We start from the raw sequence: 15,081 nt of genomic DNA on the forward strand, positions 1-15,081 counted from the left end.
GGCAACGATTGTCCTCTGTGCTTATTTAGCAGTGAGAGTGGCATAAATGCCACGACCATTGAGTTGTTCGAGATAGAGACGAACGACATAAGTGCCAGCATCGGCCTTGAGGTTAGCACCACCAAAGGTGAGATTAGTGAGTGAACCACCAAGGTTGATGGGCCAATCTCCATTGAAGCGGAACTTAAATTCGCCACCTGACTGGAAGTTAACTTCTGCTTTATAGCAACCTTCGGCAGCATTGTAAGTGAGCTCTGCATCGCCAGCCCAACTATTGAAGCCACCTATCATACCCACCTTAGAGATTGCCACAGGGGCAAGAGTCTGCTTAGTGGCATCTTTGAGATCTGCACGTAGGTAATAGAGTCCTGCAGCAGGAGCTACAATGTTCTGTTGCGCATCTGCATCAAAGTCTCCATCAAGCAAAGCGAAACTATTGGCCCCAAGGTCAACAATCTCATTACGATAATTATACGTGAGACGGAAAGGAGAGCTAATGCGAGCAAAACCTTGATAGAATCCATCAAAGTCAATAGTTGAGAGGTTAGCCACTGCTACTCCCTTGACACGAACACCCATATACTCAGAGTAGTTAGGAGCAGTAAGAGTGAAGCGAACGGCTGTTTCTCCATCAAAACGATAAGACTCATCGTTGATGTTGGCTAATGCTACTACCCTGGCATTGAGCTTTCTTTGGCGGGGTGCCTTACCATAATACGAACGAACGGCTGTCTGAAGTTCCTCAAGAGAAACATTACCTAAAGAATCAGCAGTAAGGACTGTGGCCTTCTGATCGCCAGACAATCCTTCAGCTGGAGTGAGGGTGATTTGATAAGAAAAAGCAGATCGAGGCGCACCTGTCACTGTAGACTTAAGTACTGTGACTGTAGGGTTAGGCCCTTGAACATCTAGCCCATTCATATCAATCGCCTTGACACTATCAATGGTGGCCGTAATGCTCTTAGACTCACCTTGGGCGTGAGTTTGAGGAGAAGCCCAGTCTGTATAATCTTCAGTACATGCTACGACGAGGGTCGTCATCGCAAGTCCTAGGAATAGAGGTTTCAACATAAGAATTAAGTGTTAGAAAGTGAATACCTTTATGCCCTCCTAAATGCTTTCCAATAAAAGGAAAGCATTTAGACTAGGGACATAGGGAGATTCGATAACGATTATTGGGCTGTTTGTTGGATGAAGTTGTATTGTCCTGTGAGGTCGTTGAAGTAAACCTTGTAGGTTCCCTTCTTGAGCTTCATGTTTGGACCACCCTTAGTAGCTACACCATAGGGAAGCACAGTAGCAGAACCCCAACTTAGATCCCATTTCGCGTTAGCACGGAACTTAACTTCAGAAGCTTTCTCCAGCTTTAGTTCAGCAGTCCACACGTGATTCTTTGCGTTTGCTGCAGTAGATGCAGCAGTCATAACGACATCATTGTCCCAACTGCTGAACTCACCAACAATACCAATACTACCCTTTTCTGTTTCATCAATTTCAGTAGCTTCGGTCATCGTGAAGGTGTGCTTCACATTGTCAATGACGATAGTGTAATAACCAGCCTTAGGTGCTGTGATGTTAGGACCATCATCACCACCATCACGATAACGTGCAGTACCAGGAGTACCTTCTACACCAACGTAAGCATAATCCCAGGCAAAGCTTTTACCATCTGCACTATACTTGGGAGAGAATACCTTAAACTCTGCCTTGTCAGCAAAATAACCAGTATAGCTTACACTTCCAAGGCCAGTCTTCTTGTCGTAGTTAGCATTAGCGATGGGGAAGAAAGGAAGAAGTCCCTTGCCTGCATCTGCAACATTATTGCTCCAAGAGCCAGCTACGTCTTGACCTACAATGTAGTTGAGGGCTACAGGGGCATCGCTCAGTTCGATGTAGTAAGGAGCTACTTGCACCTTCACGACATTAGAGGCTATGCTCACAGAACCATCTTCAAGAGGAGCGTTTGTTCCTGCGAAATGTGCATAAACACGAAGGTGGAGTTCCTGTTTTGCAGGCATGTTATCTTCGCTTTCCCAAGCAAACAACGTATTTATAGCCTTGTCGAGAGCTTCTGCATTAACATCTACAGCTGTACTGAAATACTTTTCTTCGAGTTCGATGTAGTCTGCAACCGTTTTACCAGTCTTATCAGCAGCTGCTTCTGCCACAGAAGCAGTGAATTTACCATCTTTAGAAACTTGGATAGCATAAAATCCAACACCAGCAAGGGGTGCTCCCTTGTCAGTCACATTGGGCTGAGACCAAGTGAGGCTTACATGCTTTGAGGTTCTGAGATCAAGCAATTGATTAGCATAAACAGGAGTGTTGAGTACAAACTCCGTGGGCTGCACCAAGGTGGGATTGGAATCCCTATCGTCAGCGCACGCGGTGAAGAGACTAGTTGCTGCAAAAAGCACGAGTCCCATTGTTAATATTTTGTTCATATCTGTGATGTGCTTGCGTGATTAATAACCATGATTCTGCTTGAGATTCGAGTTAGTGTTGATTTCAGTGTTAGGCAATGGGAAGAGATTCATGTCCTTGCTGAAGTTTGCACCAGTGGCAACACCACTCTTCCAAGACCAATTGTAATTGTTGTTACCACCGAAACGGTCAAAACGAATGAGGTCTGTGCGACGACGACCCTCAAAGTAGAACTCGCGAGACCATTCATCTAGAATTTCTATGAGCGAATAGCTTGTAAGTTGACTAGCCGCTGCACGAGCACGAACTTTATTGATAGCAGCAGTACCCTCAGAAGTTGTAGTACCACCGTTCAAACGTGCATCGGCTTCACCATAGGTAAGATATGCCTCAGCAGCACGCATGAAGAAGAAGTCAGCATCAGGGAAGAGGGAGTTCTTAGTTTTTGCACCATCTGTGCGATAGTTGTTGAACTTCGTCACGCTATAGCCTTGTTTGAACTTTGTGGGTTCAGCTATCTTGAGCGTACGATCCTTTCCCCAGAAAAGAGCGCGGTTGTCACCAGCAGCTTGTTGCATGTCGGCTGTTGTCACTTCTGGTGCATTACCTTGTGGGAAGAACTTAGCTACGAGCTCGGGACGCGCACGATGGCCTTCCCACTTACCAGTGGTATTGTTACCAGAAATGAACTGCGAGTCGTTCATATCATCATTGAACGCACCAGCCATGAGGAAGAGTGAAGTACCATAAGACGTGGTTTTCTCACCATCTTGCAGGAGGGCAAGGACAGCTTCTTCAGAAGCGCCGTTGCTACCATTGTCTGCCATGAAGAGTTGTTGGTAAGCCGTCCATCCATTCACTGTACTACCGGTGTGGAGCTTATAAGAAGAGTCCATGACCTTCTTAGCATATTCTTTGGCCTTTGCCCATTCAGCTTTACCAGTATAAACTTCTGCATTGAGATAGAGGCGAGAGAGAAGCAACCATGCAGCCGCCTTATCAGCTCTACCATAACCTTCTTCTGTGTCTTTCTCAGGTTTTGCAGCTGCCATGTTTTGTTCAGCAGCGAGCAACTCTGATTCAATCCACTTGTAAAGATCAGCACGGCTCATCTGTCCTGGTTTATCAGAACCAACGGTGGTGCGGAATCCGATGTTTCCCCAACCATCCATGAGATAATAATAATAGAGAGCACGCAGGAAACGAACTTCGGCAGTCATCGTTGCATCGTAGTTTGAAGCTACGTCCAAATAATGGTTACACACGGTAACACCAAAGAACAGACGATAGTAGAACCCACGCAAGAAGGGATGTTCAGAGTTCCACTGGTTTTTATTGAGGGGTTGCACACCTTCGTCTCCCCAAGCACTGATTGCTTCGTCAGCTGTAAGCTCTTGAGAATTGAAGAGTTGGCGCAAGAAGCCCGATGTACCTCCATCAATACCATCAATATCAGAATCGCCATTGGCACCACCATTACCAGCGACAGCCATATTGGCATAGCACTTATTGAAGAGGTTCTGAGGATTGACGGTCATATTGGTGCTAGGGTCAATGGGCTTCACGTCCAAATCACCTACGCAGGAAGTAAGTCCCAAACTGAGCGCAATAGCTGCAACAGGAAGGAGGGATTTAATATATAGTTTCATATGAGTATGCTATGTGAAGAGTTAGAAATTGAGCGACACACCAGCCAGGATGCTGAAAGGACGAGGATAAACGTTGTTGTCGATTCCGCCAAACACGTCGGGATCTAAGCCCTTATACTTGGTGAGTGTGAAGACGTTGCTAGCAGTAACGTAGAGACGACCATTGATGCCTTCGTATCGAGATCCTTTGAGGAGGTTCTCAAAGGAGTAACCAAGAGTGATATTCTCCATACGGAGGAACGAACCATTCTGTACAAAGCGATCAGAGAACACGTTGTCGTCAGTGGTCCAGCGAGGTTGGAGGCTATAAGTAGGACGATTGCTCAAGAAACCCTTACTAAAGACAGTGGACACATTGGCAGAACGTGCCTCAAGATCATTGTAAACGTAGTTGCCAATGGAAGCACGCATACTAAATCCAAAGTCCCATTGCTTATACTGAACTTTTGAGGTAAAACCTGCTGTCCAAGGAGCCATAGGACTCTTATAGAAATACTTGTCGGCATTGTTGATCTTACCATCTCCGTTGCGATCGACATAGACACCTTCGAGGGGTACACCATTCTTGTCATAGACTTGCTGATAAACGAAGAAGCTACTAGCAGGATGTCCGACAGCATGTGCTTGAATATTACCACCAGTACCAGCTGAAATACCACCAGTAGGCACATAATAGTTTTCACCAGTACCACCTACTAGCTCAGTTATTTCATTCTTATTGTAAGTGGCATTTACACCTAAATCCCAATACAGATCCTTCTTAGAGATAGCCTTCCAGCTAAGAGCCAATTCTACACCAGTGTTTGTGAGCGAACCGATGTTGCTCGTTACACGATTCTTGAAGTTAGAACCTGCTGGCACGTCAACCGTATTGATGAGGTCTGTAGTCTTACGATAGTAGTAATCGATGCTACCAGACAGACGTTGATTCCAGAATCCAAAGTCAAAACCTGCATTATAGGTGGTTGTGGTTTCCCAAGTGAGTTGAGGATTGTAAGCGTTGGGACGGTCAATATTACCTTTGCCTACAAGAGGATAGTAAGAGTCAGCTACTAAGTTTGTGTTATATGAAGCAAAGTAGTTGTAGTCGCCAATACCTTCCTGTTGTCCTGTCTGGCCATAGCCAAGGCGCAACTTCAAGTCGCTGAGCCATTCTGCCTTCTTGAGGAACTTTTCGTTGTTGATTTTCCAACCGAATGCAAAGGATGGGAACATCGCCCAGTGGTTTTCAAAACGACTTGAACCATCATAACGGAACGTTGCCGTAAGCAGATAACGATCTAAAATTGAATAGTTGGCACGACCAAAGAAGCTCACTAGGTAGTTCTCTGTCTTCCATTTTCCATCTTTCGCTTGATAAGCCTTACCTCTGAGGGCAGCGTTGTTGTTAGTTTCTGGATATACACCAGATCCATAACTCTTGCCTTCACGATAGAAGTGTTGCCACTCATAACCCGCCATAATGTCGAAGTGGTGAACTTCATCGAACGTCTTATTATACTGTGCATACGCGTTGTACGAGAGATTATATTTGTCTATCTTCTCCCAACCATTGTAGCCATAGTAAGTATTAGTGCCAGAAGCAGGGCTCACCTCTGTGTCTTGGCGACCACCAGACACGTCAGCACCCATATTCATGTGCAAGCGCAAATCCTCTAAGCCATGAACTTGGTAGTCTAACTCCATGTTGCCGACAAATGCGTGAGATTTCGCCACGTCATTCTTCAGGTCAAGCATAGATACAGGGTTAGCAGTAGCTAGGTCGATTTTTGTTTCTGGCCATTTGCTGTCACCAAGCACACTACCATTTTGCAACCATTGGAAATATCCTCCAAAGTTTTTATAGCGAGCATCGGATGTACGCACTGGTTTTGTGGGATCCATGCCAAGTGCTGCCCCCATAGCACCACCATCAGCGTAGTTAGTCTTCGCATACATGTACTTCGCACTGAGATTCACCTTCAAGTGATCTTCCAGCATCGAAGGATTAATATTCAGACTTCCTGTATAGCGATTAAACTCAGAGGTGCGAAGGATACCTTCTTGATTCGTTGCTCCTAGGCTCGCACGGAAAGGCACGCCTTTCACACTGCCAGTAACGGTGACATTATTATCAAATGAAACTGCAGTGCGATAGATTTCCTTCTGCCAATCGGTGTTGTAGAACTTTTGTACACCGTTCTCCATTACTCCAAGAGCCTTATAGGCATCAGAATCTTCACCATAATAACGCTTGACAAACTCAACGAATTGATCACCCGTCATTACTTCTTGGGTCTTGTGCTTTTGGCTGACAGTAACACTACCATTATAACTTACCTTAGCACGAGATCCTTTGCGTCCCTTCTTGGTCGTAATGATGATGACACCATTAGAACCACGGCTACCATAGATAGCTGTTGCAGAAGCGTCTTTAAGTACAGTGAAACTTTCAATATCGGCAGGATTTACCATAGAGAGAGGGTTAGAAAGCCCCTTTACTCCTTGGTTATCCATCGCTAAACCGTCAATTACAATCAACGGATCATTAGAAGCATTCAAAGAAGAACCACCACGAATGCGGATAGTTGCACCTGCGCCAGGGATACCACTACTAGTTGTCACATTGACACCAGCAATTTTACCCTGGATCATGTCTTGTGCGTTAACAACAACGCCCTTATTCTTCTCATCTGGTTTGATGGCTGTCACAGAACCAGTCATGTCGTTCTTCTTTGCAACACCATAACCGATGACAACAGCCTCGTTCAGACTGTTTTCTATTTCCTTTAGTACGATATCAAGAGATTGTCCTTCCCATTTCACATCTTGGCTCTCGTAGCCAATATAAGAAATACGGAGGATTTGTCCCTTCTTCACTCCTTTTACAATGAAGTTACCTTCAGTGTCTACTGTAGCACCGTTGCCAGTACCTTTCACCATTACTGACGCCCCTATGAGAGGCTCTCCACTTGCGTCTTTCACAGTACCCTTGGCCACTGTAGACTGCTGCTGTTGCACTGCTACACTCTCTGAGGGAGCATTAGCAGCAACCATAGCTCCCGTAGGAAGAGCCATCAACAGCGTCATAAGACTTACAGATTTAAATTGCTTATGCATATATGGTTTAGACTTTTAGATTGAAAATCTACATTAATAACATTTGAATTATGCATGTCTTCTTATTAAGAAGATTACATTTGAAACATCTAGCAAAGAAAGCTGTCTCTGTTTTTATTTAATAGAGATGGCAAAACCTCCACCAACTCCTGCAACTAACCCTTTCAATACAGACTTATTTGTGACGGATAATTTCTCTATGACATAGCTTTCAGGGTTCTTATTCCAAGCAGTTCCTTTAGCATCTGAATAGATGGTAGCTTGATAAATCTTGCCAGGTTTAAGGAAATCAAGAGAAAGATCGGTTTTATATCCATGGTCTCCTGCAGTACAGCCAACATACCACTCGTCTTTACCCTTGGCCTTTCGGGCTGTAAGTACATATTCTCCAGGTTCTGCAGCAAGATATAAGCTTTTATCCCAATCTAACGCCACGTCTTTAATAAACTGGAATGCATCAGGTCGAGCTTCATAATGCTCTATCACATCAGCAGCCATTTGCAAAGGACTATACAAAGTGACATAGAGCGCCAACTGACGAGCGAGAGTAGAACGTACACGACTGTTGTTGCTAGGATTCATCTTAGATATGTCCATTACAAAAATGCCAGGGGTATAATCCATAGGACCACCTATGCAACGTGTAAATGGTAGGATTGTGGTATGGTTTACTTGATTACCTCCAAAGGCTTCATACTCTGTGCCACGTGCACTTTCGTTACCAATCAAGTTAGGATACGTTCGGCAGAGCCCTGTAGGGCGCGTTGCCTCATGAGCATTGACCATGATTTTATAGTCAGCAGCCTTTTTTACAGCATAGAGATAGTGATTGTTCATCCACTGTCCATAGTGGTGCTCTCCGCGAGGAACAATATCCCCAACGTAACCACTCTTGACAGCATCGTAGCCATTGTCTACCATAAACTGGTAAGCCTTATCTAGATGGCGCTCATAATTACGAACTGACGATGAAGTTTCGTGGTGCATAATTATTTTTACGCCTTTGTCTTTGGCGTAACGATTGAGTTCTTTTACGTCAAAGTCTGGATACGGAGTAACAAAATCAAACACATAGTCTTTTTGATGTCCAAACCAGTCTTCCCAACCTTCATTCCAACCTTCTACTAGAACCGCATCAAAACCATTCTTAGCGGCAAAGTCTATGTATCGCTTTACATTCGCAGTGTTGGCGGAATGCTTACCATTACTAGGCAGTTTTGAATAGTTGGTTTCTCCTAACTTCACGCTAGATACAGCATCTGTATAAGCCCATTTCCCGCGTCCAGTTATCATATCCCACCATACTCCTACATACTTCACAGGTCGTATCCATGATGTATCTTCTATTTTAGAAGGTTCATTGAGGTTGAGTGTAATTCTACTAGCCAAAATATCGGTAGCCTTACGACCTACTATCACTGTACGCCAAGGAGAATTCGTAGGCGTTTGGAGATATCCTTTATCACCTCGAGCATCAGGAGTAAGATGACTCACAAACGTATTGTTACTCTCCTGATAAGTCAAGTGCATTGTGGGATAATCCACACATGCTGCTTCGTGAATATTGAGATATACACCATCACCAGTGCGCATCTGCAATGCTGTTTGCACAGTAGTTGGGCCTGCAGGTGTAGTAGAAGAATTCTCACTGATAGCCGATTTCATTTGAGATCTTATACCAGTAAGCTTCGTTGTTTGGTAGTTAAACTCTTGTGTGTCATAATCTCCAGCTACCCACCATGCCGTGTGGTCACCTGTCATGGCAAATTCTGTAAGCTCTTCAGCAACGACAAAGTAGGTGAGATTGGTTTGATCAGGAAACTCATAACGAAAACCGAGGCCATCATTGAAAAGACGGAAACGAATGTTCATGAAGCGGTTATTCTTACTTTGCTTCAACTTGACTAAAAGTTCCTTATAATGGTTGCGAATACTATTCTCTTCTCCCCAAACTGGACTCCAAGTTTCATCCAAACTATTGTTCTCGAAACTCAAAAGACTAAAGCCGCTGAAAAAATCAGCTTTGCTATCTGCATCCTTATCAGTTGCACGCGAAGGCTTCCAATCAAAGTCAGTACTTTTATCACTATTCTCTTTCTTAAGTTGATAACCTAAATGAGAAGGTGCAACTATGGCTTTTCCATCCATAGTGAGTACATAAGTGGGGCGCCCTTTTTCAATGCTAAATGAAAGCATCATCTTCCCATCTGGTGAAGTCACATTCTGCGCCATTATAGTAAGTGCAGCACTCAAAAAGGTAGCTGATAAAAGAAATCTCTTCATGTCAACAAAACAATTGTATATTAATCGTATATTTACATCAAGAAAAGAAGCTTAGTAGTAAGTTCTTTGCTCAAAGATGATTGAAGACAAAAGCCAAAACAGAGAATACTTACACGCCTATTTCGCAATGTCTACAACGCAAATTTACACATTTAAGTCGAACTAACCACATCAATCAGAAAAAATATAGATTAGAAGCATGATAAAATTAGACTTATAATCTGTATTTCTAATTGTTATTGATAATACATATTGAATTCAATATAGATGTAAACAAAGTTATAAGACGAAAAAATGAGGTTATACTGCTCTATTTATAGAAGGTTTTACCATATACAGTTGACAATTTACAGTCATAATCTTTGATTTCTAACACCTAATAGAACGAGAGCTTTCTCAAGTCTTTCAATAGTTATATATACACATTTTATACTATTAGAATTTTGCATGAATATATAAGGTAGTACTACAACTAATAACATCGAATTCAGATCTGAGGCCGTCTTTATACCTTTACTTTCTTTGATAGACGAGCTTGATGTTCTACAAAAGGATGATTCGCATAAACGAAGCTAAGGATAGACAAACATATTGTTGTGCCACCATAACCATCTTTCATGATCACAAACTAACATCCACGTCAGTCTTATATGATGAAGTTTCTGTTCCTTCAATCATAGAATATCCAAGCAATTCCACACCTTCGTCAACTTCTGCTTAGCTAAAATAGCTTTAGTTTAAAATGGCACCATAAGTACTTTACTGAGCAGCACAAGTAAATGGCTTCATTTTTTTACTCAAAAAAGAACGATTTAATGTGGTTATGTCACGAGAAATAGGTAAATTTGCACGCAATTTAATTTCATTTCATCGCCTTATGACTGCCAATTTTATTGCCGACAAAATTGTCATGGATGGTCTCACCTACGATGACGTCCTTCTCATCCCTGCTTATTCTGAAGTTCTCCCTAGAACCGTATCTCTTAGCACAAAGTTTTCTCGCAACATTGAATTGCAGATTCCTTTTGTGACTGCTGCCATGGACACGGTAACAGAAGCTCCTATGGCTATTGCCATTGCTCGAGAAGGAGGCATTGGAGTAATCCACAAAAACATGTCAATTGAGGATCAAGCTCGCCAAGTAGCAATTGTAAAACGTGCCGAGAATGGTATGATTTATGATCCTATTACGATTAAACGTGGTAAGACTGTGCGTGAAGCACTCGACCTCATGGCAGAATATCACATCGGCGGTATCCCTGTTGTTGACGATGAGATGAGACTCGTGGGCATTGTTACCAACCGCGACTTACGTTTTGAACACAATCTCGACAAAGCCATTGACGAAGTGATGACTTCTGAAAACCTCGTCACCACAAATACTACCACTGATTTGGTGGCTGCAAGTGAGATTCTCCAAAAGAATAAGATTGAGAAGCTTCCAGTTATTGATGCCAATGGAAAATTGGTCGGGCTTATCACCTATAAAGACATCACCAAGGCCAAAGACAAGCCAATGGCTTGCAAGGATGCCAAAGGTCGTTTGCGTGTTGCGGCTGGTGTAGGAGTAACAGCAGATACGATGGAACGTATTAATGCCCTAGTTGCAGCTGGAGCTGATGCGATTGTCATTGACACTGCTCATGGCCATTCTAAAGGCGTAATAGACAAGCTCAAAGAGGCCAAGGCCAAGTATCCGGAAGTAGATTTTGTAGTTGGTAATATAGCTACTGGAGAAGCGGCGAAAATGCTTGTAGAAGCTGGTGCAGATGCCGTTAAAGTAGGCATTGGGCCTGGATCTATTTGCACAACTCGTGTAGTAGCAGGAGTTGGTGTCCCTCAGCTATCCGCTGTATATGATGTTGCAAAGGCTTTAGAAGGTACAGGAGTTCCTCTCATCGCAGATGGTGGTTTACGCTACTCAGGCGATGTAGTTAAGGCACTAGCTGCTGGTGGCTATAGCGTAATGATTGGTTCTTTAGTTGCAGGCTGTGAAGAAAGCCCTGGTGAAACCGTTATTTTCAACGGTCGTAAGTTCAAGACCTATCGTGGAATGGGATCTCTGGAAGCTATGGAGAATGGCTCAAAAGACCGTTATTTCCAAGGCGGGGTTGACAATGTGAAAAAGCTAGTTCCAGAAGGAATTGCAGGCCGTGTCCCCTACAAAGGTGGTGTACAAGAAGTTATTTATCAGCTTGTAGGTGGTCTTCGTTCTGGAATGGGATATTGTGGTGCTGCTACGATTGAGCTACTTCACAATGCGAAGTTTACTCGGATTACCAATGCTGGTGTGCAAGAAAGCCATCCTCACGATATTACGATTACAAGTGAAGCTCCAAACTATTCACGTAGCGAATAGACACATAATTAAAAGCTTAAGTCCTCTCTATAGAATGGATTAGAGTCAATGAGCTATTGTAAAGAAACAATTAAATAACGCCGTTTTGAAAGGGTCTTTGAGAGTTTTCAGCTCTTAAAGACCTTTCACGGCATAGAATAAAATTCATTTCTATCTAGTCTCAAGGACTGCAAACATCAAAATTTGAAGAATTCTCCTATACATCTACATAAGGAATTCTGACTTATTCTATTCTTAATTTAATCTGTTTCAGACACTCTTTTAGTTCCTATGAAACAAATCCTTGTCTTCTTTTGGTTGTTGTACTCCACCCTTTCAATAGTGGCACAACCCACGGCTGATGCGACAATAGCCATTGTCAATGGCCGTCCCATTTCTCGCAATGAGTTTGTATATGCCTACGAGAAGAACAAGGCTATTAGTGGCCAAAGTTCACTCAGTCCACAAGAATATCTCAACTTATATATAGACTACCAATTAAAGCTATCTGATGCTCTATCTCTAGGATTGGATACAACAAAGAATTTTCTCCGGGAATTTCACCAATATCGAGATCTACAGCTCTCGAAGCAACTGGTCAGTCCTCTTTACATTGATTCTATAGCTAGAACAATCTATCTAAAAGAAGAACAACAACTTGGGGGAAAGGACTTACTTAATGTCTCACATATTCTACTCACCATTCCATCCACAGCAACCTCTACCCAGAGAGACCATGTTGCTCAACGGGCTGACAGCCTCTATCAAGCCATTATCTCAGGTGCAAATTTTGAGGATGTAGCTCGCCGCTTTAGCGAGGATAGAGGAACAGCTCAAGAAGGAGGACGTTTGCCCACTATTTATCCAGGAATGACAGTTGCTTCGTTTGAAGAAACCGCATATAGTTTGCAACCCAACCAAGTAAGTCGACCAATACTTTCTCCTTTTGGGTATCATATAATCCTCATGCGAGATCGCCATCCATTACAACCCTACGAGGAACTTTACCCTTCATTATTACAATATCTTCGTAAAAACCACGTTGAAGAAGCAGCAGCAAACCAAAGTATAGCTCAACTTCAAGCGATAACAGGCCAGTCTCGAACAAGCATTATGGACAGTTTAATGCGAAACCTGTCTGCAAGTGATACACAATTGACCTATCTTATCAAAGAATACCACGATGGACTACTAGTCTACGAAATTTCCAAACATAAAGTATGGGATGCTGCTGAAAATTCCCCAGAAGTACTAGCAGAAGTATTCAAGCGCAACCGTAAATCTCTAAAATGGGCGCAGCCTCGTTTTGTAGGTTACATCATTGGAGCACAAAATAAGAAGCTAGCTAAACGTGCCCAAAAGCTTTTACGTAAGGGCGTTCCTGCAAATATCGATATACGCTCTTTCCTATATGCTCCTTTTAATAAAGACAGCGTAGTCGTTGATGCCAAAGGACGTTATGTTGTTCAGAAAGGTGAAAATAGCACCATTGACAATTTAGCCTTTGGGGTTAAAGCATCAAAGGTTTATCAACTGCACGAGGGTTTGCCTATCACATTGCTAGCAGGCCGCATTGAAAAGCAACCCAAGACGTACGAAGATGCTCGAAGTGAAGTTCTTGAATTACTTCAAAAACAATTAGAAGATTCTTGGTTACAACAGCTTAGACGTACATATACGGTAACTATCAACCAAGATGTTCTTAAGTCCATTCCTATGGCCAAATAATTCCCATACATGGACAATTCTACATTTAGTCTATAGTATGTATACTATAATAGATCGTATTAGATTTCACAATGCGACTTCCTCTAGACTCTTATAGATGAGTTACTAATCTAAGACGACCATTATTCATTAAACTCCCCAACAAGCAACTATATGAACAAACGCTTCGCTATTTTTGCCGCAGGTTGTCTCCTGCTCGGTGCAACATTTGCCCAAATTCGTCAAAAGAACATTGTAGACGAAGTGATTTGGGTAGTGGGAGACAGTCCTATTCTTTTGTCAGACGTGGAAGACTATCGTGTTAATGCAGAAGCTGAAGGACAAACTTTCAAAGACCCTTACGCTCAAATACCTGAACAGATAGCTATCCAAAAGCTTTTTCTTCATCAAGCAGAAATTGATTCAATAGAAGTAAGCGATGCAGACGTAACCGCCTACGCTGATGCTCTACTTGCTGAGAACGTGCGAAAAGCAGGATCAAAAGAGACTCTTGAGGCTATTATGCACAAAAGTTACGCACAAATACGTCAACGTTACATCCAACAAACCAGAGAACAACAACTCATGGATGGAGTGCGCAGAAAACTTACGGCAAACATTAAAGTCACCCCAGCTGAAGTTCGTGATTATTTCTCGAAACTCCCTACCGACAGCCTCCCTACGATACCGACAGAAGTAGAGGTACAAATTATAACTCAACAACCTAAGATTGATCGCGACGAAATAGAACGTATCGAAGAACTTCTCAACGGCTATGCTAAACGTATAAACGAAGGAGAAGATTTTGCTCGACTTGCTCGCATGTATTCTCAAGATGGAAGTGCTCGTAACGGAGGAGAGTTAGGTTTAAGTGGTCGTAATCAATGGGTAAAGCCTTTTGCTGATGTAGCTTTCTCTCTCAATGACCCAAAGAAAGTTTCCAAAATTGTAAAGACAGAATTTGGATATCACATCATTCAGCTCATTGAAAAACGTGGCGACAAGGTAAATGCACGTCATATCCTTCTTAAACCAGAGATTAAAGCGGAGGAGGTAGAGCGTTGTATCTCTCGTTTAGATTCCATCGCTACAGACATTCGAGAGAAAAAATTCTCTTTTGAAGATGCAGCGCGTCAACTGTCTGACGATAAGGACACACGCAACAACCATGGACTAATGGTACAAATGAATCCGATGCAGCGCGAAATTCAAGCGCGCTTCGAGATGAAGGATTTACCACAAGAAGTGGCAAAGGTAGCAGACACGCTTAAAGTAGGACAAGTATCAAGTGCATTCACTATGATAGACCCCAAAACAGGTCAAGAGGTGTGTGCTATTGTGAAACTTCGTAGTCGTATCGAAAGTCATCCCGCAAATCCTACAGAAGACTTCCAGACGCTTCGCAATGTTTATCTCAATCGCCGTAGACAAGAAGTTATTCAAAAATGGATAGTTGACAAAATCAAATCCACCTATACTCGCATTAGCCCCGAATGGCGTAACCATAAGTTTGAATATTCTGGCTGGATTAAGTAATCTCCTCCCCTATTATGCAGATAAGGTAAGTGCGAACCTATATTC

General features: G+C 42.8%; 8 protein-coding genes. 3 read left to right on the top strand and 5 right to left on the bottom strand.

Annotated features, from left to right (window positions below):
* Positions 1-21: 21 nt before the first annotated feature.
* From HMPREF9999_RS07500 to HMPREF9999_RS07520, 5 genes are all read right to left on the bottom strand, one after another.
* On the bottom strand, positions 22-1,071 hold the full coding sequence (locus HMPREF9999_RS07500) for a hypothetical protein (RefSeq protein WP_009752107.1): 1,050 nt from the start codon (positions 1,069-1,071) through the stop codon (positions 22-24).
* A gap of 101 nt (positions 1,072-1,172) precedes the next feature.
* Positions 1,173-2,444 carry a SusF/SusE family outer membrane protein gene (locus HMPREF9999_RS07505; protein WP_009752108.1) on the bottom strand — a complete coding sequence of 424 codons (1,272 nt, stop codon included), beginning with the start codon at positions 2,442-2,444 and terminating at the stop codon, positions 1,173-1,175.
* A gap of 21 nt (positions 2,445-2,465) precedes the next feature.
* Positions 2,466-4,073, bottom strand: coding sequence for a RagB/SusD family nutrient uptake outer membrane protein (locus tag HMPREF9999_RS07510; protein ID WP_009752109.1), 1,608 nt, complete (start codon positions 4,071-4,073; stop codon positions 2,466-2,468).
* A 21-nt stretch (positions 4,074-4,094) separates the two neighbouring features.
* On the bottom strand, positions 4,095-7,172 hold the full coding sequence (locus tag HMPREF9999_RS07515) for a SusC/RagA family TonB-linked outer membrane protein (protein WP_009752110.1): 3,078 nt from the start codon (positions 7,170-7,172) through the stop codon (positions 4,095-4,097).
* A 114-nt stretch (positions 7,173-7,286) separates the two neighbouring features.
* A complete protein-coding gene (locus HMPREF9999_RS07520; protein WP_009752111.1) occupies positions 7,287-9,455 on the bottom strand; it encodes a glycoside hydrolase family 97 protein in 2,169 nt (722 codons plus the stop codon).
* A gap of 877 nt (positions 9,456-10,332) precedes the next feature.
* Between HMPREF9999_RS07520 and guaB the strand changes: the two genes are divergently transcribed.
* From guaB to HMPREF9999_RS07535, 3 genes are all read left to right on the top strand, one after another.
* A complete protein-coding gene (guaB, locus tag HMPREF9999_RS07525; protein WP_009752113.1) occupies positions 10,333-11,814 on the top strand; it encodes an IMP dehydrogenase in 1,482 nt (493 codons plus the stop codon).
* Between the two features lie 270 nt (positions 11,815-12,084).
* A complete protein-coding gene (locus tag HMPREF9999_RS07530) occupies positions 12,085-13,521 on the top strand; it encodes a peptidylprolyl isomerase (protein WP_009752114.1) in 1,437 nt (478 codons plus the stop codon).
* Between the two features lie 153 nt (positions 13,522-13,674).
* Complete coding sequence (locus tag HMPREF9999_RS07535) at positions 13,675-15,036, top strand: peptidylprolyl isomerase (protein ID WP_009752115.1); 1,362 nt, start codon at positions 13,675-13,677, stop codon at positions 15,034-15,036.
* Positions 15,037-15,081 lie beyond the last annotated feature (45 nt).

It is taken from the genome of Alloprevotella sp. oral taxon 473 str. F0040, from assembly GCF_000318095.2.
Lineage (GTDB): Bacteria > Bacteroidota > Bacteroidia > Bacteroidales > Bacteroidaceae > Alloprevotella.